The sequence below is a fragment of the Sorangium sp. So ce302 genome (assembly GCF_051530145.1).
GTDB classification, from domain to species: domain Bacteria; phylum Myxococcota_A; class Polyangia; order Polyangiales; family Polyangiaceae; genus Sorangium; species Sorangium cellulosum_B.
Window position 1 is genome coordinate 4,793,619 of the sequence record NZ_CP150326.1, and the last position, 21,953, is coordinate 4,815,571.

The 21,953-nt window shown below is 71.4% G+C and carries 17 protein-coding genes; 4 read left to right on the plus strand and 13 right to left on the minus strand.

Annotated features, from left to right (window positions below; translation table 11 throughout):
* Positions 1 to 67 precede the first annotated feature (67 nt).
* Entirely contained in the window at positions 68 to 1,003 is a 936-nt protein-coding gene (locus WME73_RS18135; protein WP_437746692.1) for a LysR family transcriptional regulator, read from the plus strand.
* A gap of 28 nt (positions 1,004 to 1,031) precedes the next feature.
* Here WME73_RS18135 and WME73_RS18140 read toward each other — a convergent pair whose 3' ends face one another.
* The 3 genes from WME73_RS18140 to WME73_RS18150 form a co-directional block, all read right to left on the minus strand.
* Positions 1,032 to 2,369, minus strand: a complete 1,338-nt coding sequence (locus tag WME73_RS18140; protein ID WP_437746693.1) for a hypothetical protein — start codon at positions 2,367 to 2,369, stop codon at positions 1,032 to 1,034.
* 355 nt (positions 2,370 to 2,724) lie between these two features.
* Positions 2,725 to 3,048, minus strand: a complete 324-nt coding sequence (locus tag WME73_RS18145) for a hypothetical protein (protein WP_437916488.1) — start codon at positions 3,046 to 3,048, stop codon at positions 2,725 to 2,727.
* Positions 3,049 to 3,421: 373 nt separating this feature from the next.
* Positions 3,422 to 4,282 carry an SDR family NAD(P)-dependent oxidoreductase gene (locus WME73_RS18150; RefSeq protein WP_437916489.1) on the minus strand — a complete coding sequence of 287 codons (861 nt, stop codon included), beginning with the start codon at positions 4,280 to 4,282 and terminating at the stop codon, positions 3,422 to 3,424.
* A gap of 182 nt (positions 4,283 to 4,464) precedes the next feature.
* On the opposite strand from WME73_RS18150, the gene WME73_RS18155 reads away from it, so the two are divergent.
* Positions 4,465 to 4,674: an MbtH family protein gene (locus tag WME73_RS18155; protein ID WP_437300257.1), complete on the plus strand. Its 210-nt coding sequence runs from the start codon at positions 4,465 to 4,467 to the stop codon at positions 4,672 to 4,674.
* 135 nt (positions 4,675 to 4,809) lie between these two features.
* Here the strand turns inward: WME73_RS18155 and WME73_RS18160 are convergent, their stop codons facing one another.
* From WME73_RS18160 to WME73_RS18190, 7 genes are all read right to left on the minus strand, one after another.
* On the minus strand, positions 4,810 to 5,532 hold the full coding sequence (locus WME73_RS18160; RefSeq protein WP_437916490.1) for a hypothetical protein: 723 nt from the start codon (positions 5,530 to 5,532) through the stop codon (positions 4,810 to 4,812).
* A 7-nt stretch (positions 5,533 to 5,539) separates the two neighbouring features.
* Entirely contained in the window at positions 5,540 to 6,628 is a 1,089-nt protein-coding gene (locus tag WME73_RS18165; RefSeq protein ID WP_437916491.1) for a TRAFAC clade GTPase domain-containing protein, read from the minus strand.
* Positions 6,629 to 6,736: 108 nt separating this feature from the next.
* The gene (locus WME73_RS18170) at positions 6,737 to 8,119 is read right to left on the minus strand and encodes a hypothetical protein (RefSeq protein WP_437916492.1); all 1,383 of its coding nucleotides are present in this window, start codon (positions 8,117 to 8,119) and stop codon (positions 6,737 to 6,739) included.
* On the minus strand, positions 8,119 to 10,863 hold the full coding sequence (locus WME73_RS18175) for a TonB-dependent receptor domain-containing protein (protein WP_437916493.1): 2,745 nt from the start codon (positions 10,861 to 10,863) through the stop codon (positions 8,119 to 8,121). The genes WME73_RS18170 and WME73_RS18175 overlap by 1 nt, the downstream gene beginning before the upstream one ends.
* A 139-nt stretch (positions 10,864 to 11,002) precedes the next feature.
* Positions 11,003 to 11,686, minus strand: a complete 684-nt coding sequence (locus WME73_RS18180; RefSeq protein ID WP_437916494.1) for a potassium channel family protein — start codon at positions 11,684 to 11,686, stop codon at positions 11,003 to 11,005.
* Between the two features lie 190 nt (positions 11,687 to 11,876).
* The gene (locus WME73_RS18185) at positions 11,877 to 13,817 is read right to left on the minus strand and encodes a TrkH family potassium uptake protein (protein ID WP_437916495.1); all 1,941 of its coding nucleotides are present in this window, start codon (positions 13,815 to 13,817) and stop codon (positions 11,877 to 11,879) included.
* Between the two features lie 62 nt (positions 13,818 to 13,879).
* A complete protein-coding gene (locus tag WME73_RS18190) occupies positions 13,880 to 15,427 on the minus strand; it encodes a CotH kinase family protein (protein WP_437916496.1) in 1,548 nt (515 codons plus the stop codon).
* A 250-nt stretch (positions 15,428 to 15,677) separates the two neighbouring features.
* Here WME73_RS18190 and WME73_RS18195 point away from each other — a divergent pair, with 250 nt between their 5' ends.
* Positions 15,678 to 16,961 carry a hypothetical protein gene (locus tag WME73_RS18195; RefSeq protein ID WP_437916497.1) on the plus strand — a complete coding sequence of 428 codons (1,284 nt, stop codon included), beginning with the start codon at positions 15,678 to 15,680 and terminating at the stop codon, positions 16,959 to 16,961.
* 18 nt (positions 16,962 to 16,979) lie between these two features.
* Here the strand turns inward: WME73_RS18195 and WME73_RS18200 are convergent, their stop codons facing one another.
* The 3 genes from WME73_RS18200 to WME73_RS18210 all read right to left on the minus strand — a co-directional run bounded on the left by WME73_RS18200 (position 16,980) and on the right by WME73_RS18210 (position 20,544).
* On the minus strand, positions 16,980 to 17,438 hold the full coding sequence (locus WME73_RS18200; protein ID WP_437746704.1) for a hypothetical protein: 459 nt from the start codon (positions 17,436 to 17,438) through the stop codon (positions 16,980 to 16,982).
* 227 nt (positions 17,439 to 17,665) lie between these two features.
* On the minus strand, positions 17,666 to 19,039 hold the full coding sequence (locus WME73_RS18205) for a sigma-54-dependent transcriptional regulator (RefSeq protein ID WP_437916498.1): 1,374 nt from the start codon (positions 19,037 to 19,039) through the stop codon (positions 17,666 to 17,668).
* Positions 19,036 to 20,544: a sensor histidine kinase gene (locus WME73_RS18210; protein WP_437916499.1), complete on the minus strand. Its 1,509-nt coding sequence runs from the start codon at positions 20,542 to 20,544 to the stop codon at positions 19,036 to 19,038. The genes WME73_RS18205 and WME73_RS18210 overlap by 4 nt, the downstream gene beginning before the upstream one ends.
* 338 nt (positions 20,545 to 20,882) lie before the next feature.
* Between WME73_RS18210 and gspC the strand changes: the two genes are divergently transcribed.
* Entirely contained in the window at positions 20,883 to 21,824 is a 942-nt protein-coding gene (gene gspC / locus WME73_RS18215) for a type II secretion system protein GspC (RefSeq protein WP_437746707.1), read from the plus strand.
* Positions 21,825 to 21,953: the final 129 nt, after the last annotated feature.

The window sequence follows — 21,953 nt, forward strand, 5'->3', positions numbered from 1 at the left end:
AGATCCGTTCCTCCGGGCGCGGTAGTCCGCGCGAGGGAACGTCACCTGTGCTATTTCAGCACAGATCATGATCTCGCTCGCCGCGATCGAGCTGCTCGTCGCCACCGTCGAGACCGGTAGCTTCTCGCGCGCCGCGCGCCGGCTCGGCGTCACGCCGTCCGCGGTGAGCCGGCGCGTGATGCGCCTCGAGCAGGAGCTCGGCGTGGCGCTGCTGGCGCGCACGACGCGGTCGCTCCGCCTGACGGACGACGGGCAGGCCTTCTACGCGCGCTGCGTCCGCATCGTCGAGGAGCTAGGGGAGGCGACCGAGGCGATCGCGCGCGCGAGCAAGAAGCCGGTGGGGCTCCTGCGCGTCGACGCGCCGGTGGCGCTCGGACGGGACGTGATCGCGCCGAGCCTGCCGCGCTTCGCGGCGCGCTACCCCGACGTCCGGATCAACCTGACGCTGCGCGATCAACACGTCGACCCCGTGGCCGAGGGGCTCGACCTGCTCGTGCGCATCGGCCCGCTCGGCGACTCGAGCCTCGTCGCGCGCCGGCTCGGCGCGAGCCGCCTCGTCCACTGCGCGGCGCCGTCGTACATCGCGCGGCGCGGCGCGCCCGCGACGCCGGCCGATCTCGCGCACCACGAGTGCGTCGGGTACCTGCGCGACGGGCGGCCCACAGGGTTCCGCTTCCTGACCGGAGACGGCGACGCCGTGCTCGAGGTGCCCATCTCCGGGCCGTTCCACGCGAACGACGTGGATGTCCTGAGGCACCTCGCGATCGCCGGGAGCGGGATCATCGCGATGTTCGACTTCCTCGCGAAGGACGCGCTGGCCGCCGGAACGCTCGTGACCGTGCTCGACGAATTCCCGACGACGACCTGGCCGATTCACGCGCTGTACCCGAAGAACCGGCACCTGTTGCCGAAGGTGCGCGTGTTCGTCGATTTTCTCGCGGAGATCTTCGCTCCACCCTTGCCCGAGCGCCGGGGAGAGCGCCGGCGGAGCGGGCGACGTTGAGCGCTCCTCGCGGGGACCGTCAGCGCTGTCAGAACTGGTAGAGCCCGCCCGCCTCGACGCCCCAGCCCGTGCGACTGGCGTCATGCTGCGCTGCCGCCGCCGGATCGAGCTTGTGGCGCGTGAGCAACAGGGAAGGCTCGAGCACGATCGAGAGCCCCTTCAGGGGCGCGAAGGCATAACCCGCGCGCAGGGTCACGTTGCGCTCGATGCCGGGACCATTGGCGCCCACGCGCGCGGGAGCGGTGGCCGGCGCGCCGCCCGCCGCAGGGGTTCCGGGCGTGTAGCCGAGCTGCATCTCGTCGGTGCTGAGCACCATCGCGGTCCCGGCGACGAGGTGCAAAGAGTGCTTGTCGAACGTGACCTTCCCCGACACCCAGCCGCCCACCTCGGCGACGTCGTCCGTGCGATAGCCCTGGCCGAGCGTCAGGAGACCCAGGTTGGCGAGGTTCTTACCGCCGTACGCTTCGGCCCGCACGTTCAGCGAACCGCTCGTGACCTCGCCGAACAGGTTGCCGCCGAGCGCCAGCCGCCCCTCTTCGGTCGGCAGGTTCGCGTCGAAGGCGAGCCGCGTGCCGATCACCGAGGCGCCCACCCATGCTGTCTTCTCGGCGCGATAGCTCGCGCGCAGCGAGACGGTCGGCGTGCGCGAGTACTCGACGTTGTTGAGGATGGCCGTGACGTTCTGGCTGACCAGACCGAGCGCGGCGCCCACCTCGACGCTGCCGATGTTCCCGACGTAGGCGAGCTGGTGGCGCATGAAGCCCGAATTTCCGGACTGAAACAGGCCACCCACGAGGTTGTACGTGTGCGTGTTCAGCGGCGAGAACAGATCCCATGTCTGGCCGAGCGTGAGCTTGTGCCCGTCGGCAGGAGACCAATCCAGGAACGCCTGACGCACGCGAAGGCTCATCCCCTGAGCCGGCGAGGACTTGCCGAAATCGACGAAATCGACCTCGATCTGCCCCTTCACGGGCGTGCCCTCCCCGACGGCCACGCCAAAGCGCGTCTGCTGCGCCTGAAAGGTGAGGCCGACGGCATCCGGATCGGCGAGGAACAGCGGATTCACCGCGGCCGTCGGGGCGGAGTAGTTCGGGTTGCCGAAGGACTCGAGGCCGTTCCCCACGACGACCGTGGGCTTGACGATGCCGTAGACGCGCACGAGAGGCTTGTCATCGGCCTTCTTCTGCTCGACCGGAGGCGGAGGAGGAGCGGGACGCGGCTCCTCCACGGGCAGCGGCGCGGCCGCGCCCGGCGCAGCCTGCTGCGCCGGCTCCGCCGGCTGCGCGTTGCTCGTGGCCGGCGCAGCGACCCCGGCCAGCGAGAGAGAGACGACAAGGGTTGCGCTGGGCGTCTTCCAGGTGCTCATGAACAATCTCCTCCGGCGGTGAATCGGACACGCGGGTTCACGTTCCGACATCCACGAGGGCTGCATCGGCGCCGCCGTCGACCACGCCACTTGTCATGCTGGTGTTCACGTGGGTCTCCCGAGAGCATGGTCCGCGCAAAGCGATTTCAATACGCCGACAATCTTATCGTGGGCTGTGAATGGCGGGACACCCTACTACCGATCCGTCGGGCTACCAAAAAATATGCCCCAAATCAACGGGGATCCCCGCGGCGAGCGCTCGACGCGGTGGCGCGAGCTGGAGCGCGTGGACGCCGACAGATGAAGATCAATCCGGATCGTAGCTTCGCGCCAGCTGTGCGGGCCGCCCCGAGGACTACCCCGCGCCCTCCGGCGCACGCTGGCGGAGCGCGTCCTCCAGCGCGCGCTCGAACACCGCACGCGACGGATGGACGGTCAGCTTCCGGATGGCGGTATTCGCGATCTGAACCCCGAAGATGACCACCCTGGATTGGAGCAGGAAGTGACATCCCTCGACCGCATGGAGGACGGAAATCGTCGCCGCGGTCAGCCGCGTGCGCGTCACGTGCTCGTAATCGGTCATCGCCTCCCAGTCATTGAAGACCAGCAGTCGGCCGTCCGCGGCGACCCGCCGCAACATCACCTCCTCGATCGCCGCGGCGCCCGCCTCCACCAGCACCCCGGTGACACACGTGACCATCAGCGCCGGCGCGGGACACCAGATCTTTACCGTGCCCTCGCTACACCAGTGGGTCTGAAGCGGACGGGCAGGGAGCGGGACCATGCAGCTGGCGGGTACACTGGGCCGCGGGCGACCGTTCGTCGAGGACCTCGTCGCACGATCTGCATCCAGAGGAGAAGCAGCGCGACGGGCCAGGATCTCTGCGCTGTTGTGTTGTGAGGGGCCCGACCATCACGCGAAATGAAACATTCAATTCGGGCGGCTGAAAACAACCTGTGCAGTTCTCCTGTTACAGCGACGGATCTTTATGCTGCCCGGGGCCGAGCCCACCTCGCCTGCGAGCGGCGCGCGCTCCGGGCAGCCTGCCCCGTCAGGGCTTCGCAGCGCCCGCCATGAACGCGGCGAACGCCTCGGCGTACTCTGGATGCCAGCGCGACAGCGCAGGTCGGTTCCGGATCAGGTCGTCGGCCGCCCACTGCACGCGGCGCTCGTCCATCTCGCGCGTGACCGCGTTGTCGGGACAGAGCAGGTAGAAGTCGCCACGGGCCATGCCTTCGAGCATCAGATCTACCACCTGATCGGCGGTCCATGCCTCCGCGGGCTTCTCCGGACCTCGCGCGGTCATCCCGGTGAACGTGTAGCCCGGGATCAGGAGGTGGGCGGTGATCTTGCAACCCGCCACGTTGCGCAGCTCGTGGGCGAGCTGCTCTGTCAGCACCTTCACGCCGGCCTTCGAGACGTTGTAGGCAGCGTCGCCGGGCGGGGTGGTGATGCCCTGCTTCGAGCCCGTGTTGACGATGGCGCAGGCGGTGCCCTGCGCGATCATCGCCTCGGTGAACGCCTGCACGCCGTGGATCACGCCCCACAGATTGACCTCGATGAGCCGCCGCCAGCGCTCGATGTCCTTCCACGGCTTGCCGCCGCCGCCGACTCCGGCGTTGTTCATCAGGACCGCCACCTCGCCGAACGCGTCGTAGGCGGCCTGCTTCAACCGATGCACGTCCTCGAGCCTGGCGACGTCGGTCGGCACCGCGCGCACGTCGGCCTGGCCGCCGGGCGCGGCGGCGGCGACGCGCCCGGCGGCCTCGTGCAGCGCCGGTCCGTCCAGGTCGGCGAGACAGACCTTCATGCCCATGCGCGCGAAGCGCTCGGCGGCCGCGAGGCCGATGCCGCTGGCGGCGCCGGTCACCACGGCGGCGCGGCCAGGTGTCAATGCGGGATGGTCATTCACAGCAGATCTCCGTCATGCGTTGATGGCGCGCCGCCTCTGGCGCGGCGATCGGGGCGAGCATAGTGGGCGCCGGCGGGTCGGGCCACGATCCTCCGGCGTGAGTGGCCACCTCCAGGAATGGCTTGCATGTCACCGCGGCCGCTCCTACCATGCGCGCAGGCCGACAGCCGCGCAGGTGCACGATGAGCGACTCCGAGGACAGCGAGACCATCTTCCGGGTGGTCGTCAATCACGAAGAACAGTACTCGATCTGGCCGGCGACCCGTGATCTGCCGCTCGGCTGGCGTGCCGAGGGCACCGAGGGGACGCGCGCGGCGTGCCTCCAGCACATCGAGAAGGTCTGGACCGACATGCGGCCGCTGAGCCTGCGCCAGGCCATGGACGGTCAATGACCGCCGTCCCGCGCGCGCGCTCCGGCCGCCCTCTCGGCCCTTGACGGGGCGAGTCGCGCCGGCTGGAGCTCGCGCCCGGCGGCCGCTCCCCGCGTGCGTGCTCCAGCTCCAGGGCGCGCGCGCCGCGAGGCCGCTTCAGCCCGCCACCCATCCGATCATCAGTCGACTGACGGCGAGGATCACCAGCAGACTGACCGCGAAGCAGCCGAGTCCCGGGCGCTTGCCGTTATCGCCTGCTCCTGCCACCTGCAGGCTCACCGCGTCCGGAGGATCCAGGCACTTTTTTTTTACGGTGGGCACCCGCTTCCACCGCGCGGGCGCGGCTTCGCCTTCGAGCAGCGCCACCGGGGGCGTGCGCTTCACGATCGCCATCGCGCGCGCCGCCCGGCTCTCAGGAACACCCCGCCTCGACGCGCGGATCGCCGCCTCGGGCAGCCCGAACACCTCGCCGGAGCCGTACGTTCTCGCGAGGCCCTCGAGCACGCGAAGGTGCCAGTCGGCGGGGATCGCCCCGGGCAGCGCCTCGATCGCCTCCTCCGGGATCGGCGGGAACCACACGGCGAAGTGCTGGACCTGCCTTCCGGTCCAGTCCTTCCGCGCCGGATCGAGGAACCGCGTCGCCACATAGGGAAACACGAGAGGGCCTCTCGGCCCGGGCTCGTCGATCTCGAGCAGGCCATAACGGAGCTCTCCGGCGCTCGCGTCGGCGTCGCCGATCATGGCCTCGAGCGCCGTGAGCCAGGCGGGGAGGGCCGGGATCTCGGGCACGCAGATGAACTCGTAGTCCCAGTGCTCGCCGCGCGTCCTCCAGAGGAGGCGCGAGGTCTCGACGACGGGCGCTGGCGCGGGCGCGAGCATGGCTGTCCTACTGGTTCTGGTGGTAGGCCCGCGCTCCCTCGTCGTTGCGCAGGGCCGCGGCCATCGCGCTCAGGACCGCCGTGAACGCGTCGCCCCTCCGGATCGCGCCCTCGCGGGTCTTCTGGAGCCTATCGAGCCGCGTGGTCGCGAAGTCCTTGATCGAGACGAAGCGCAGGATCTTGCTCACGATCTGGTATCGCTTCGGGAGGAAGTCGTCGAGGGAGTCGACGAACGTGACCAGATCGCGCAGGCCCTGGAAGAACGTCTCACCCGCCGATCTCTCCTTCCGCGTGGCCTGCGCCTCGCGGACCGCGCCCTCGACGGTGCTCACAAGGACCGCGGGCGCGAGCGTGCGCACGCCGAGCGAGGTGCCCGGGTCGACCTGCGCGTCGGTGTCGGCCGGCGCGGCGACCGACGAGAGCAGCATGAAGCGGTGGCCGAACGCGCGCTCGGCGCGGAGCACGGCGCAGAGCTTGGCGAGCTGATCGTCGGCGTCGCGGCAGACCTCGCGCTCGAAGTCGCTCGCGCTGTACTCCGGCGGGAACAGGTCGGCCTTGCTGAGGGCGAGGATCCACTCGCGCGGGAAGCTCACCTCGTCGCCCGTTGCGGCGCTGGTCCGGCGCAGCCGGTCGCACTCGTCGGCGAAGTGCTCGAAGAGCCACCGGATGTAGCCGGTCCCCTCGCTCCGGTACTTCGCGCCGTCCGCAAGGAGGATCCCGACGTGGCTCATGCCGAGCTTGAGCAGGCCCTGGCGCATCGCCTCCCGCTCTTCCGCGTCGATCGGCTCGTCCTCCCACCAGCGCCCGGGGTAGTCGTACCAGTGGATGCGGACCGCCGCCTCCGGCAGGTCCCTCGGGAAGAAGTCGAACTCGTACGCGTCGAAGCGCGTGCTGCCGTCCGGGAACCTGCCCTCTTCGAGGCGGTAGAAGCGCCCGAGGAGCTGGTTGCCCTGCGCCTTGTTGACCGCCTGGATCTTGTACGCGTGCTCGAGCTGAAACGAGGGCTGCGTCTGCGCCCGGTAGAAGGCCGCCAGGAGGACCGTCTTGCCTGCGCCGGAGGCGCCGAACAGGGCGACGTGCAGATCGAGCGGCGGCATGACGGAACTGCGATACGGGAGCGCGCTCCTCGGCACAAGCGCCGGCGCGCGCGGCCTCACCCCGGAGCCCCGGCAGCGCTCGCCTGAACGCCGCCGCGCCCCGGCGCGCTACTCCTTCTCCCGCACCTCGACTTCCATCTGCTTCACGCTCGATCCGCCCCGGGTGTCGTGGACGACCGCCCACAGCGACACGCGCCCCGGCTTCGAGGGCGGCGTCCAGGTGGTCCCGTGGCGCTCGCCGGGGCCTGTCACCGCGTCGCTCACGAGGCGCCTCGCGCCGTCGAATCCGCCCCCGTCCGTGTAGTAGTCGACCCAGAGCGCCTCGTGCGCGGGCGGCCCCCCGAGCCCCGTGGCCTCCACGTCCACGTCGGCGGCGTTGGACGGCACGATCACGTCGATGTCGTAGGTCGTGCAGTCGTCGGCGTCCGGCTCTGCCGGGCCGCATCCCTGCGCCTTCGTTTCCGGCTGAATGCACGGCTCCACGACGGGCAGGCCGCTCTCGCCGAGCGCGACCTCCTTGCCGTCCAGCTTCAGCGTGAACGCGTCAATGGGCGGGTTCGTGTTGGCTCGTTGATCCGAATCCTGGAAGAGAAACACCTGCGTGTAGCCCACGACGAAGCTGTCCGGACCGAGCACCCTCCCGTCCTCGTCGACGCACTCCAGTGGAATCCCAATGCCGTCTGCCATCGCCGCGGACATCGCCGCGGCCATCGCCTCGGACGGCTCAGCGCCTGCCAGCACCGCCGGCAGCACCGCCTCCAGCGCTGCGGACAGCGCAGGAGACGGCCGCGTCTTGCCGGCGCACACGGCGAACAACACGTAGGCCGACGAGTACTTCGTTCCGGTCGCGGTGTGTCCTGCGTCCGGGCGCCTGAGGATGTCGCCGGACAGCGTCCACGTGAACGACGCTGCGTTGGGCTTGCCGCTCAGCGCCGACTCGAGCTCCTGTCGCTTGACGAGAGCGGTCTGCTCCTCCTGGCCGCCATTGCCGCCGTCGCCGTTGGTGCCGCCGCCATTGCCGCCGCCGTTGGCGCTGCCACCGCCGCCGTTGCCGCCGCCGCCGCCGCCGTCGTTGGCGCCGCCGCCGTTGCCGCCGCCGCCGCCGTCGTTGGCGCCGCCGCCGTTGCCGCCGCCACCTCCGCCTCCCTGCGGCGGGATCATTGCCGCCATGTAGGTGCCCAGCCACTGCCCGAGGCACCCGATCTGCGCGTCCACCCCGACAGGTGGGTTCACGCAGCCCCCGATCCACGTGACCTCGACGTTCCGCGGGTTGCCGTCGGCGTCGCCCAGCGCGTCGGCGTACGTCATCTGGAACGTCACGGGCGTGCCCCGTGCCGGGTATGGGTTGTCCGCCGTCACGGCCAGGACGCGGAGCCCCTCCACCTCGGACGACGGAGCCAGGTCGCTCCCCGAGCAGCAGGGAATGCCGAGGGCCAGGGTCGAGAGCGCGGCGAGCAGCGCGCGGCGAGAGGGCAGTCGGGTCCGTTTCATCAGAAGTCTCCTCGCAGCCCGAGCGTGGGCAGGAAGGGGAGCCCCGTCACGTACTCCCGCTTCGTGTAGTTGAAGTTGTAGCTGATGCCCTCCGCAGCCTGGTAGTTGTAAACGTTCTGCACGTCCAGGTAGAGCCCGAGTTGCCACCTCTTGAATCGCCACGTCTTGTCGACGCGGACGTCGAGCTGATGGAACAGCGGCATCCTCTCGCTGTAGTCGCCCCCGAGCGGGAAGGGCGAGTACTTGCCCGAGGAAGCATGGTAGATCGCGTTCACCCGGTTCGGATCACACCCCTTCTGCTCCGGATCGCAGACATAGGGGGTCTGCAGGTTGCCCGACACGAGGCGGAAGCGCGCGCCGACCTCCCAGCCCCGGCCGAGCTGCAGGTTCCCGAGCACGGTCAGCACGTGCGTCTGGTCCCATGGCGTGGGGTGCTCCTCCTCGCCGGGGGCGTCCGTGCGCACCGACCGCGAGAGGGTGTACGCCGCCCAGCCGAAGAAGCGATCGTCTGGCTTGTACTTCAAGAGCACCTCGCCGCCCACCGCGTACCCGGTGCCGTCGTTGGCATATCCGTCCTTCTCGGCCGAGAAGACGACCTGCCGATCGAGCTGCTTGTAGAACCCGTCCACCGTCACGTCGATCTGCGGCGTGATCTCCTGCTCCACCCCGAGGCCGTAGTGGATGGATCGGTTCGACTTGATATCCGCCGTTCCGAACGGCTCGACGCTCTCCTGGAACTGGGGCGCCTGGTAGTAGAGGCCCACGCCGCCCTTCGCCGTCGTCCGCGGGAAGCCGCTCCGGATGTCGTAGCGCGCGTTGATCCGCGGGCTCACGTCGAGCGTGTGCGTGTCGAGCGCGTAGTCGACGCGCACCCCGGGGACGATCCGCGCGCGCGGCGAGGGGACCACCTCGAACTCGGCGTAGGCGGCCGGCCGGGAGTACGGGCCGTCGAACGACTGGTCCTGCGCGGGGAGCGTCGAGAACGGCTGGTTCGACGGGTGGCCCGCCGGCTGCCTCGTCGGCGCGTGGAGGTTGACCGTCGCGATGCCGCTCGAGAGGTCGGTCCCGACGTTCATCGTGAGGAACCTGGCGAACCGGTGCGAGTACTCCAGCCGCAGGTCGAGCGAGTTCGTGACGATGTTGAAGGCGAAGGGCGCGACCCCGAAGTCGAAGACGTCCCTGCCGAGGGCCAGCGACCAGAGGATCCTGTCCCGGTTCCCCAGGCGGTTCTCGTAGCTGAGCTGGAGGCGCTGGAAGGCGGTGTGCAGCCCGAAGTCGCCCGTCAGCGCCGGCTCGTCCTCCGGCGGCTTGTCCAGGGTGATCTTGAAGGCGTCGTCCGATCCGTAGAAGCTCGCGCGCACGCGCTCGCTCGCGGAGGGGCGGCCCTCGAGGACGAACTGGTAGTCGTAGTAGACGGGCGCCTGCGTCACGCTGGAGCCCGCCTCCTTGAGCACGGGCCCGAGCCACGCGTCGACCCAGCTCCGCCGGCCTGCCGCGATGAACTTCCAGTCCTTGAGGTACGGGACGGGCCCCTCGAGGAGCACGCGCCCGTCGATGAGATCGAGCTGAACGACGCCGTGGTACTTGCCGTCCTGCTTCGGCGAGCGGAGCCCGACGTCGACGATGCCGCCCATGGCGCGGCCGTACACGGCGCTGAAATTGCCCGGGTAGAAGTCGATCTTCTCGAGCATCTCGGTCGGCACGACCGAGGAGAGGCCGCCGAAGTGGTAGATGATCGGCACCGGGGTGCGATCGATGAACGTGAGCGTGTCCTGCGGCGCGGACCCGCGCACGATGAGCAGCCCGAACCCGCTGCGCGCGACGCCGGGCAGGCTCTGCAGCGAGCGCAGCGCGTCGCCGCCGGTCCCCGGGATGCGGTCGATCTCGCGGCGCTCGAGCGTCCTCCGGGTCACCTCGCGCGGCGGGCGCTCGCCCTGCACGGTCACCTCGATGCCCGGCGCCGCGCCGTCCTTGGGCTTCGCGAGCGAGATGCGGTAGCGCACCTCGATCGCCTCGCCCGCCGCGATGTCTTCGTCGGCCGTGAACGGCTCGAACCCCGCGGCGGCGACCTCGACGCGGTACTTGCCGGGAGGGAGGTTCTTGAAGCGGAACTTGCCGCGCTGGTCGGTCTTCACGTCCTCGCGGCCGCCGTCGGGCCGGAGGAGGCTGACCGAGATGTCCGGGAGCCCCTCGCCGGTGCTCGCGGACAGGACGGTCCCGACCACCGTCTCGACGTCGGCGGGCGGCGCCGGCGCCGCCGTGTCGGCGGGCTTGGGGGTGAGCGTGAACGCGTACCGGTAGAGGATGCGCGCCGGCGCCGGCGTGCCGTCCGGCCGCCGCGCCGGCTCGAACACGAGGCCGGGCGCGGCCGCGAGCGCGGCCTCGTCGAAGCCGTGTCCGCCCGGCGTCGCGACCTCGGCCTTGGTGACGCGCCCGGTCTTGTCGATGTCGAGCTTGAGGATGACGCTCCCCTCGACGCCCGCGCGCTGGGCCTCGACCGGATACACGGGCGGGGCGTACGTGATCAGCTTCGGCGGGCTGACGGCGGTGGGCTGCGCCGGCTGGGCCGTGCCCGGCTGGGGGACGACGACCGCGCCGGCTCCGCCGCGAGGAACGGAGGCCCCGCCCACGTCCCCCTCGGCGGGCGGAGGCTCGGGCGGCGGCGCGTCGGCGGGTTGCGCGCGCGCTGCGCTGGCGGTCATCGCGACCGCGAGCAGCAGCGCTTCCGAGACAGCGAGGCGCATCGCAGAGGGCGCTGTGGAAGAACGCATGTGCCTGGCGCTCTCGCACATCGAGGTCGAGGGGAAAAGCCGGAATGCGTGGCCGGGATTGTGCTCGGGGGGCCTGTTCGGGGCGCCTCGACGCCGGGGGCACGGAGGCCGATCAGCCCCCGACCTCGGCCACGAACCGGCTCACGTCGTCGCCGTCGCCCACGAGCAGCAGCGTGTCTCCGTCCCGGATCACGTAGTCCGGCGTGGGCGCCTCGAGCCGCGGCTTTTCGCCGGGCAGCTTGCTCTTGTGCGGCCGCACGCCGAGCACGTTGATCCGGTACCGCTGCCGGATCTTCGAGCCGGCGAGCGTCTGCCCGACGAGCGGCCCGTGCGCGTCCCAGGGCACCACGCGGTAGTGGCTGGCCAGGTCGAGCAGATCCTGGGCGAGCGGCGTGAGGATGTCGGCGCCGACGCGGCGGCCCATCTCGGTCTCGATCTGGATCACGCGGGTGGCGCCCACGGCGCGCAGGATGTCGGCCTGGCGATCGGTGGCGGCGCGGGCGATCACCTCGCGCACGCGCATCCGGACCAGGGAGGCCACGCAGAGCACCGACGGCTCGAAGTGCTCGCCGAACGTCACGATGGCGGTCTCGGCGTACTGCGCGCCGATCCCCTCGAGCACCTTGTGCACCGTGGCGTCGCCGACGAAGGCGGCCGAGGTCTTGTCCTTGACCGCGTCGACCGCCTCGGGGTTGTTGTCGACCGCGATCACCTCCGCCCCGCTCTTCCACAGGGTCTCGACGATCGACGTACCGAACCGGCCGAGCCCGATGACGAGGACGCTCTTCGATCTCATGGTCCGGTATCGCGCGCCGCCTCCTGACGGCGCCGCGCCGCGAACGTCTCACGGATCCGCGGCCAGCGCCACAGATCGGAGGAACGGGCGGTGGACCCCGGGCCCGGAGCGCTCCCATCTCCAACGCCGGCGAGCACCCCCGGCATCGAGCAGGCGTCCCCGGCCGGGGCGGAGGCGACCAGCGCGGCGCTCACCCGATGCCGACGCGCTCCTCCGGCAGCCGGTAGCTCCGCGCCCTCGCCTGGTTGGCGAGCGCCAGCGCCAGCGTCAGCGGACCGATGCGGCCGATGAACATCGCCAAGGTGATGACCACCTTCCCCGGCGCGCTCAGCGACGGCGTGACGTTCGCCGACAGCCCGACCGTGGCGAACGCGCTGACCGTCTCCAGCGCGAGGCCCATCGGGTCGTGCGGCTCCAGGGCGAGCATGATCAGCAAGAACCCCGAGACGAGCACCACGCTGAGGAACGCGACCCCCAGGGCGCGGCGCGCCGTGGCCGCCGGGAGGGTCCTGCCGAGCAGGCGCGGCGTCTCCTCGCCGCGCAGCTCGGCGCGCAGCACCGCGAACAGCGCGGCGACGGTCGTGACCTTGACCCCGCCCGCGGTCGAGCCCGGCGCGCCGCCGACGAACATCAGCATGCAGGTGAGCATCCACGTCGCCGGGCCCATGAGGCCCAGATCGATCGTGTTGAAGCCCGCCGTCCGCGTCATGGCCGACTGGAAGGAGCTCGCCAGCACCGTCACGGGCCACGAGAGGTCCCCCATCGATCGGCGCCGCTCGAGCAGCAAGAAGCCCGCGGCCCCGGCCACGAGCAGCACCGCGGTCGTGATCAGGACGACCCGGCTGTGCAGCGACAGCCGCGGCGGCCGCTCGCCGCGGAGCCGGAGCCTGAGCCGGCGCAGGAGCTCGTCGTGCACCGGGAAGCCGAGGCCCCCCAGGATCACGAGCGCCATCACCACGCCGCAGACCGCGGGCGAGCCGACCAGCGGGACGAGCCCCCCGCTGAACAGCGAGAAGCCCGCGTTGCAGAACGCGCTGACCGCGTGGAAGACGGCCGCCCAGAGGTGATCGCCGGCGCCGGAGAGGGGCTCCCCGGCGACGGGCCCGGAGACGATCTCGTGGTGGGGCAGGAAGCAGAACAGCAGGGCGAGCGCGCCCACCGCCTCGATGCCGAGCGTGAACAGGACGATCGCGGCGATGCTGCGGCGGAGGCGGGCGAACGACTCGGCGTCGATCATCTCGGCCATCACGGCCGCGTCGCGGAGCCTGAGCCTCCTGCCGGCGAGGATGGCGAAGAACGTCGAGAGCACCATGATCCCGAGCCCGCCGATCTGGATCAGGAGGAGCAGGACCGCCTGGCCGAACGGCGTGTACGTCTCGGCGACGTTGTGCACGGCGAGCCCGGTCACGCACACCGCGCTCGCGGACATGAACAGGCCGTCGATGAACGAGGCGTCGGCGATGTCCCGGAGCGACTGCGGCAGGGTGAGCAGGAAGCTGCCGATCAGCGTGGCGACCCCGAACGACACGGCCATGAGCCGCGCCGGGTGCTCCGCGGCGGTGGCGAGGAGCCGCTCGATCGGCCGGCGCCCGAGCAGCCCGCCGATGGCCACGAAGAACGCGAGCGCGGTGTACGCGCGGTAGAGCACGGCGCCGCGGTTCCCCGGGTCGTCGGCCGGCTGCCAGACGAGGAGCCACTTCTCGCCGATGCACGCGAGCAGCAGGCTGAACGCGAGCAGGAACAGCGCCAGCCGAGGCCGCCTGGCCTCGATCCTCGCGCCCGGGAGCGCCCTGCGCAGGCGATCGAGCCAAACCACGGCCGCGACCCACGCTGGAACGAGCAGCGTCTCCAGCGCGGTCAGCGCCATCGAGGCGCGCGGGGTGATCGCGAGCGCCAGGTCGATCCCGAGGAGGATAGCGCTGCCGACCAGCAGCGGCGCCGGCCGCATCCACGCGGCGCGCGGCCTGGGCGCGACCGCGGGCGCGCTGGCGGCCGCGGAGGGCGGCGGCGGCACGGACTGCGCGACCAGCGAGGCGACCGTCAGCGAGGGCTCCGCGCGATCGCCGCGATTGCCGGGCAGGTCGGCGCGCGGCCAGGACGAGGGGGGAGGTGATGGATCCACGCGCAGCATTCACGCCGCCGCGCTGGGGGATGTCAACGTCCGCTCCGGCCGCGCGACGAGCGGCCAGCCGCTCAGTAGAGCGCGTCCTGGTGCTGCCACCGCTCCGAGATCCACGCCTTCAGGTACGCGATCTCCTCCTCGTACGTCGTGAAGTCGCCGCGCCCGCTCCAGCCCTCGTAGCTCCGGTACGCCTCGCCCCACTTCGCCTCGTCCCGGCGCGCGCTCGCATCGATGCGCGCCACGTAGCCGTCCACGATCGCCTGGATCTCGGCGTCTCCGAGCGCGCCGCGCAGGACCTCTCCGTAGCGGGCGCGCAGCGGATCGCCGATCGAGGGCTCCTCCAGGAGGCGCTGGAAGAGGAGGTTCGCGTCGAGGTACTCGACGCGCGTCGAGGCCGTCTGGCGCTCCGTCTGCCACGTCTGGCCGAAGCTCGCGTTGAAGTCCCACGGCGCATAGCGGAACACGCCGCCTGAGGTCGGATCGTGGTAGTGATAGCTGTTCTTTCCTGCCGAGTCGTCGGCCATGATGAACGTGACGAAGATCCACCAGTCCTCGTAATCGCGCAGGTCGATCCGCGACCCGATCTCGGCGGCGAACGCGGCCTCTTCGGACGTGGCGACGAAGCTCACGAGCTCCTCCAGGTCCGCGAACGCCTCCGGCTCGCCCTCCGGCGGCGTCCCCTCTTTCTTCTCGAAGCCGTCGTGCAGCGTCTCCTTTGGCTCGTCGCCGTGCGCGGTCAGCGCGAAGTTCGCGTCGTGGCTGACCGCCTTGTAGAGGTTGCCGTCCTGCGAGTACCCGTGGTCCTCCATCAGGTAGCCGTTGACGTGATCGGCCACGGTGTAGAGCCCCGCGTACTGCCCGTCGAGGTACACCACAGCGCTGTACGTCTTGATCTGGATGTGCTCCGGATCGAGGCGGTTCCAGAGGTCGTACGCAAGGCGCTGCCGGACATAGGAGTTGTCGTCGAACGTCGTGATGAGCACGACCTTGCGGCGATCGGTGAACCCGCCGGCCTCGTCGGGCTCGTTGAACTTGTCTTCCTTGGGGAACTTGAGGGTGAAGCTGTTCTTCGGATACCCGAGCGAGCTCTCGCCGCGGAGCTCCGCCTCGGCGGTGTACGTGCGGCCGCGGTAGACCACCGTGGCCGGCGCGTACTCCTTCGCCTCGGGGGTCGGCGAGAGGAAGAGCACCGGCAGGCCGTACTCCTCGGGATAACGGGCCGGATCGACGACAGGCACGTTCGACGGATCGGCCCAGTCGTCGGCGACGCCGATCTTGACGCGCCCGACCTCGGACGTCTGCGCGACGCGGATCTCGATCTCGTAGACGGCGGCCTGGTCGAGCCCGGGTGAGAACGTCACCTCGCGCGCGACCGGGTCATAGGTGGCGCCGTCGGGGAGCGGGCCGACCTCGATCGCGCCGTCGGGGAGCGCGAGGCCGGTCGCGCACGTCACGGGGAACGTCACGGTCTCGCCCTCGAGGAGCCAGTGCGGCCCGCCGCCCGACGGCTCGCAGCGCGACCCCTCGGGGCCGGGCGACTCGCCGGAGCAGCCGGCACCTTGCAAGGATCCCAGGACCAGGGCCGTCGCCAGCGGCAGGAGAAGGCGGGGGTTGCGCATGCTGGCGATCCTAGCCGAGCGCGCACGGCTCGGCCCCCCGTGCCGGATGTGCGCTGGCATCCGCACGCGCGCCGACACGCGCCTCTCCGCTCTCACGTCGCCGCCGCTCGAGGACCGCCGCCGTCCTCGTCGAGCTCGGCCCTTGACACACCGCCGACTGGCTATTAAACAATCGTTTGAAACGGTCGATTGACAGGAGCTCTCGCGGAGATGCGGCTCCCGAGCCGGCCAAGACGACAGGAGGCGTGGGATGACGAGGGGCGAAGCTGTGCGCAGGGCACGGAGCGCGGTGGTGTTCGTGCTCGGGGCGGTGGGGACGATGGGGTGTGGGGGCGACGGGGAGGCGCCCGCGTCGCCGGGGCCGGAGGTGACGTGGTACCGGGACATCCAGCCGCTCGTGGAGCGCTCGTGCGCCTCCTGCCATGACGGCGCGGGCGTCGGCGGGGTGGCGCTGACGGACGCGGCGACGGCGCGGCGGCTGGCCGCGCTCATGTCGCTGCGGGTGAGCGCGGGGGACATGCCGCCGCCGGTGCTGGACCCGAGCTGCCGCAGCTACGAAGGCGCGGAGAGGATGAGCCTCAGTCAAGAGGAGCGCCTCCTCTTCGGGGCATGGGCGCGCGACGGCGCTCCGCTCGGCGATCCGGTCGATTCGCCGCCGCCGCGGGGCCGGGCGGACAGCATCGAGGTGCCCGACGCCACGCTCGAGATGCCCGAGGAGCACGACGTCTCCCTCGACGACGACGGCAACGAGTACTTCTGCACGATCGTCGACAACCCCTTCTCCGAGCCGGCCTGGATCACGGCGTTCGAGGCGGAGGTCGGCAATCCGGCCGTGGTGCACCACATGGCCGTGTACCGGGATCTCGGCGGCGACGCGGGCATCGGTTATGGCGTCGCGCCGGGGACGCGCGCATTCCCGTGCCGCGATCCGGTCATCGAGCTCGACTGGCAGCTGCTCCACAGCTGGGCGCCCGGCGTCGGGGTGACGCGGCTGCCGGAGGGCGCCGGGGTCCGCGTCGAGCCCGGCGAGCAGCTCGTGATGCAGATGCACTATTTCGGGCGCAGGAACTCGAGCGCGCGCGATCGGTCCGGCTACCGCCTGGAGCTCTCGCGCGAGGCGCCTCGCGCCGAGGTCTACATGGATGTGTTCGGCCCGGTCCCCTTCACGATCCCCGCGGGCGCCGAGGCGCACACCGAGCAGAGCTCCGCGCCGAACGAGGGCCCGCCGCTGCTCGTGTACGGCGTCATGCCGCACATGCACGTGCTCGGCCGCTCCTACCGGGCCTGGATCGAGCGCGACGGCGGAGCGAGCGAGTGCGCAGCGCGCGGCGAGTTCGAGTTCCACCACCAGGCGCTCTACATGTTCGACGAGCCGATGCGCTGGGGGACCGGGGATCGCTTCGTCACCGAGTGCACATGGGACAACACGGTGGACAGCGAGGGGCAGTTCTCCCTCCCGCCAGAGGACGTGCCCTGGGGGGAAGGGACGAATCAGGAGATGTGCTTCATGATCGCCTATCTGTCGAAGGAGTGAGCTCCGGCGAGGCGGCGCTTACAGGTCCATGATCTCGACGTGATCCGACTCGGATGCCTCCTCCGTGATGCGCAAGAGTCCATCGAGCAGGTGGCCGAAGACGTCGTCGAGGCTGTCGCCGCATGGCGCGCCGAGCAGCGGCACCGAGTCCCCCCAGTCCGTGACGAGCATCGTCTCGATCTCCTCCGGCGGCGGCCAGCGCAGGCTGAGGACCGAGCGGGTCCGGCCGCTGATCGCCAGGTCGTCGATCGGGCGGCCCGCGAGCTCGGCCCGCGCGCGCCTGAGCTCGTCGTGGAGCCTTCGCGCAGGGAGCACCACGCGTTGCCCGCCCAGCGCCGCGGCGGCGCCGTGGATCGTCGCGAACTCCGCGCTCGGCCGCCCGTCCTCGAGGTGGTGCTGGATGCTGTCGCGCATCAGCGCATACACGATCCAGCGCTGCTCGATCCACCCCTTCGGCCCGGAGAAGGACAGGCTCATGACAGAATTTCTAGCCTGCTCATTGTTTGAGATCAAAATAATTTGGGCCGGGCGTGCCGGTCTGGCCAACGCGCTCAGCCCCGGGGGCCCGAGAACACGCCCGCGATCGAGCGCAGCTCCGCGGGCCCTGGCCGGGGCGCGCGCGGTCTTGTCGCCGCGCGCGAAGCGCTCGATGGCCCGCTCGAGCGCCGCCAGCGGGGAGTGGACGCAGCGCTCCAGGGCGACCCTCAGGGCTCCTGCTCGCCGTCGCTCCCCCCGCCGAACCAGCGCTGGAGCGTCCGCCGATCGACGCCGAGCAGGGCCGCCGCCCGCTGCTTCTTGCCGCCCACGCGCCGCAGGACGACCTGCGCGTACTCGCGCTGGAGCTCGTCGAGCGTCATCAGCCGATCCGCGGCGGCATCGAGGAAATCCGGCGCGCCCCGCCGCGCGCGCACGCCCTCGGGGAGGTCGTCCGGGGAGATCCGCGCGCCGTCGCAGAGCGCCGCCGCCCGCTCGATCGCGTTCTCCAGCTCGCGGACGTTGCCGGGCCAGTCGTACGCGAGCAGGCGCTTCACCGCCGCGCCCGAGAACCCGGCGATCGGCTTGCCCGCGTTCGCGGCCGCGCGGGCCAGGAAGTGCTCGGCGAGCGGCAGGACGTCGTCCGTGCGGTGCCTGAGCGACGGGATCGCGATCTCGATCACCGCGAGCCGGTAGAAGAGGTCCTCGCGGAAGCTGCGCTCGGCGACCGCCGCGCGCAGATCGCGGTTCGTCGCCGCGATGACGCGCACGTCGACGGGCTCCGACGACGCCGAGCCGACCGGGCGGACCTCCCGCTCCTGGAGCACCCGCAGGAGCTTCGCCTGGAGCGGGAGCGCGAGCTCGCCCACCTCGTCGAGGAACAACGTCCCGCCGTCGGCCTCCTGGAACATCCCGGGCCGGTCGCTGCGCGCGTCCGTGTAGGCGCCCTTGCGCACCCCGAAGAGCTCCGCCTCGATGAGCGACTCCGGGATCGCCGCGCAGTTGACCGCCACGAACTTCCTCCCGCGACGCCGGCTCTCGCCGTGGAGCGCGCGCGCCACGAGCTCCTTGCCGCTCCCGCTCGGGCCGCTCACGAGGACCGTCGCGCGGCTGTCGGCCACGCGCCGCACGAGCGCGATCACCTCCTCGATCGCCCGGCTGCGCCCGATCATGCCCGCGATCGAGAACCGCTGCGCGACCTCCGAGCGGAGCTCGGTCAGCTCGACCGTCATCGCCCGCTGCCCGAGCGCCCGCTCCATGCGGAGCGCCATGTCCGCGGGCTGGAACGGCTTCGGCAGGTAGTCGAACGCGCCGGCGCGCATGGCGCGGACCGCGGTGTCGATCGAGCCGAACGCGGTCATGGCGATGATCGCCGTCCGGGGGTCGAAGCGCGCGATCCGCTCGATGAGCTCGATCCCGTCCATCTCGGGCATGCGCACGTCGGTCACGACGAGGTCGAACTCCCGCTCTTCGAGCAGCGGGAGCGCGAGCAGCGGCGCGGTCAGCGTCGCCGGCTCGTGGCCCATGTCGCGGGCGATGTCGGCCACGAGCTTCACCATCTCGAGCTCATCGTCGACGATGAGCACCTTCGCGCGGGCGCTCACGATCGAGCCTCCGCGCGCGCGGGCAGCGGCGCGGACGCGCCGCGCGGCAGGGTGACGCGGAAGCAAGCGCCGCCGTGGTCCGTCGGGACGAGCTCGACCGAGCCGCCCGCCTCGCGCACGATCCCCTCGACGATCGCCAGGCCGAGGCCGGTGCCGCCGCGATCGCCCTTCGACGTGAAGAACGCCTCGAAGATGTGCTCGGCGACCTCGGGAGGGATCCCGGGCCCGCGGTCCTCGACCTCGATGGCCGCCTTGCGGGCGTCGACAGTCTGGAGCCGCACCGTGATCTCGCCCCCGCGAGGTTGCGCCTGCGCCGCGTTCAGGCACAGGTTGAACGCCACCTGGAACAGGTGGTCCGCGTCGAGCACCGCGTGCAGCGGCGCCCCGTCGTGCTCGATCCGGGTCGCGACCCCGCGCTGCCGGCACTCCGGCCCGAGGAACGCGAGCACCTCGCGCGTGACCTGGGCCACGTCGCTCCCGCGGCCGAGGAGCCTCGGTGGCCGGGCGACCGAGAGCAGCCGCGCCACCACGCGAGAGATGCGCTCGGATTGCGTCGCGATCGTCTCCAGCTCGCCGCGGGCCGGCTCGGGCCACCCGGGCTGGTCGGCGAGGCGGCGGGCGCGCGCCAGGATGACGCTGAGCGGGGAGCCAATCTCGTGGCCGATCGAGGCGACCACCTGCCCGACGGCCGACAGCGCGTGCGCCTGCTGCAGCTTCCGCTCGACGGCGGCGCGGGCGGCCTGCTCCTGCTCCAGGCGGGCGCGCGCCTCGGTGAGCGAGGCCGTCATCGCGTTGAACGCCCGCGCGAGCCGCCGGAGCTCCTCGGCGCCCGCCTCGGGCACCGTCACCTCGAGCTCCCCCCGCGCCACCCGCTCGACGCCCGCCACGATCGCGCCGGCCGGGCGCCCGACCGTCGCCCGGCTCGCGAACGCGGCTATCAACGCGACGGCGGCGAGCAGCGCGGCCCCGGCGAGCGCCAGGCCCCGGTTCGAGCTCCGCGCGAAGGCGTCCAGGTAGCGGAGCTCCCGGACGACGACGGCGACGACCGACAGACCCCGCTGCGAGAACGTGACCGTGCGGACGAGCGCCGGCCCTCCGCCGAGCGTCCGCTCCTCCTCGATCTCCGCGCCCGTCGCGAGCGCGCGCCGCGCCAGCGCCGCGAGCTCGGCCGACTCGCCGGCGATGGGATCCGTCACGAGGATCGGGCCCCCGCGCTCGTCGAACGCCGCGATCCCGAGGATGCGATCGGCCTGCGCGAGCCGCTCGATGCGCTGCTTGAGCAGCGCGACCTGGCCGCGCTCGACGGCCCCGCCGATCGCCGCCTCGACCAGGCTCGCGTGGTGGCGCAGCTCGGCCGACGCCTGGTTGCGGAGGAACTGGTGCCGCGTCGTGTGGATCGCCGCCCCGTAGAGCGCAACGGCGAGGACGATCGGCACGAGCAGCATGAGCCAGAGCTGGAGCGTCAGCCCCATCGCGCTCCGTTCCCCTAGGTTGTGCACGGCCATGCGATCCATTGTCCCAGATGCGACACGATGTCGCACCTCATGGGGCCTCGCAGGTGGAGCCCGGCATGCTGCGCGGCTCCGGCGCGCAGCCCGCGGCTGCAGGGCCGCCGACGGCGGCGAGGAGGCGGCGGAGCGGCGCGAAAGCCGTCTTTTTCTTCATGCGCCGGCAATCAGCAACTCCCAAGCCACGTGGGCACGGATGCTGCTCCACCGCGGCCAGGCTGCCCTCGCCCGAGGGCCTCTCCGCGCAGGGCGCCCGGAACGGCTCCTGCGATCCATCCACGGCCGCTCGCCGCCTGCGCACCGGCGCGCGCGGGGCTCTCGCTCTGGAAAACGACGTGATCCCGGATTCCCTCATCAAGCGATGTTTCCCGGCGTTCGTCGGCGGGATGATCATAGTCGCCGCGTACCAGCAGGCGTCCGGGATCTCGTACCTGGTGGAAGAAGCGTGGCTGTCCGGGCTGCCGCCGGCGCGGCCGCAACCGCGGTCACAGCCGCGGCCCCTCCTGGACGACGGCGATCACACGACCAGCGCGGCAGCCATCGTGGCGCGGAACCCGTTCGACTCGGTGACAGGGCCCCTCACGCCGAAGCCCGCCAGCCAGGAGGAGGACGAGGCGTCCGCCGTGGGCGCCGATCCTCTGCTGGATCCGATCTGCGAGGGCGCGCGCGTCCTCTTGATCGCCGCCTCGGAGGATCCCTCCTGGTCCTTCGCCACGATCGCAGCCGGGCGAGGGGAGCCGCTCCTGCGCCGGGAGGGCGACGCGGTCGAGGGCCGCTCGGTCGTCGCGATCGGCTGGGATCGTGTCTGGCTCGCCGAGCCGGGGGCGCGGTGTCAGGTCCGCATCGGCGACAACCGGGGCGCGCCGCGCGCGACGCCCGCGCCACCGCCCGCGGCGCCGCGGCCGAAGCGCGGCGCGCTCCCGCCGGAGATCGCGTCGAAGATCCGGAAGGTGAGCGACCGCGAGTTCGTGGTCGACCGGACGGCGATCGATCTGGTCCTGGAGAAGCAGGGGGAGCTCATGCGCTCCGCGCGGATCGTGCCTGCGCGGGAGGGGGAGCGCGTGGTCGGCGTCCGCCTCGCCCGCGTCGCGCCCGACTCGCTGCTGACCGCGGTCGGCCTGCGCAAGGGGGACACGATCCGCTCGATCAACGGCTTCGACATGACCGATCCGCAGAGCGCGCTTCAAGCCTACGCCCGGCTGCGCTCGGCGAACAACCTCGCGATTTCCCTCCAGCGGGGGGGAAAGGACATGACGATCGATCTCCGGATCCAGTGAGGCGCGGCTCACCCACTGCGCGGCGTGCCATCGATGAACAGGAGATCTCCGTAAAGACAGAGGACGCGGCAAAACGGTGGCTGGAGGCGCTCGGCCCGGCGGGCGAGCGCGCGTCCTTCAGTTCACCAC

What these genes read in the sequence shown, in the direction of transcription:
- WME73_RS18135 (WP_437746692.1), top strand. Translation starts at nt 68, where the DNA reads ATGATCTCGCTCGCCGCGATCGAGCTGCTCGTCGCCACCGTCGAGACC.
- WME73_RS18140 (WP_437746693.1), bottom strand. Translation starts at nt 2,369, where the DNA reads ATGAGCACCTGGAAGACGCCCAGCGCAACCCTTGTCGTCTCTCTCTCG.
- WME73_RS18155 (WP_437300257.1), top strand. Translation starts at nt 4,465, where the DNA reads ATGAGCGACTCCGAGGACAGCGAGACCATCTTCCGGGTGGTCGTCAAT.
- WME73_RS18160 (WP_437916490.1), bottom strand. Translation starts at nt 5,532, where the DNA reads ATGCTCGCGCCCGCGCCAGCGCCCGTCGTCGAGACCTCGCGCCTCCTC.
- WME73_RS18165 (WP_437916491.1), bottom strand. Translation starts at nt 6,628, where the DNA reads ATGCCGCCGCTCGATCTGCACGTCGCCCTGTTCGGCGCCTCCGGCGCA.
- WME73_RS18170 (WP_437916492.1), bottom strand. Translation starts at nt 8,119, where the DNA reads ATGAAACGGACCCGACTGCCCTCTCGCCGCGCGCTGCTCGCCGCGCTC.
- WME73_RS18175 (WP_437916493.1), bottom strand. Translation starts at nt 10,863, where the DNA reads ATGCGCCTCGCTGTCTCGGAAGCGCTGCTGCTCGCGGTCGCGATGACC.
- WME73_RS18180 (WP_437916494.1), bottom strand. Translation starts at nt 11,686, where the DNA reads ATGAGATCGAAGAGCGTCCTCGTCATCGGGCTCGGCCGGTTCGGTACG.
- WME73_RS18185 (WP_437916495.1), bottom strand. Translation starts at nt 13,817, where the DNA reads ATGCTGCGCGTGGATCCATCACCTCCCCCCTCGTCCTGGCCGCGCGCC.
- WME73_RS18190 (WP_437916496.1), bottom strand. Translation starts at nt 15,427, where the DNA reads ATGCGCAACCCCCGCCTTCTCCTGCCGCTGGCGACGGCCCTGGTCCTG.
- WME73_RS18195 (WP_437916497.1), top strand. Translation starts at nt 15,678, where the DNA reads ATGACGAGGGGCGAAGCTGTGCGCAGGGCACGGAGCGCGGTGGTGTTC.
- WME73_RS18200 (WP_437746704.1), bottom strand. Translation starts at nt 17,438, where the DNA reads ATGAGCCTGTCCTTCTCCGGGCCGAAGGGGTGGATCGAGCAGCGCTGG.
- WME73_RS18210 (WP_437916499.1), bottom strand. Translation starts at nt 20,544, where the DNA reads ATGGCCGTGCACAACCTAGGGGAACGGAGCGCGATGGGGCTGACGCTC.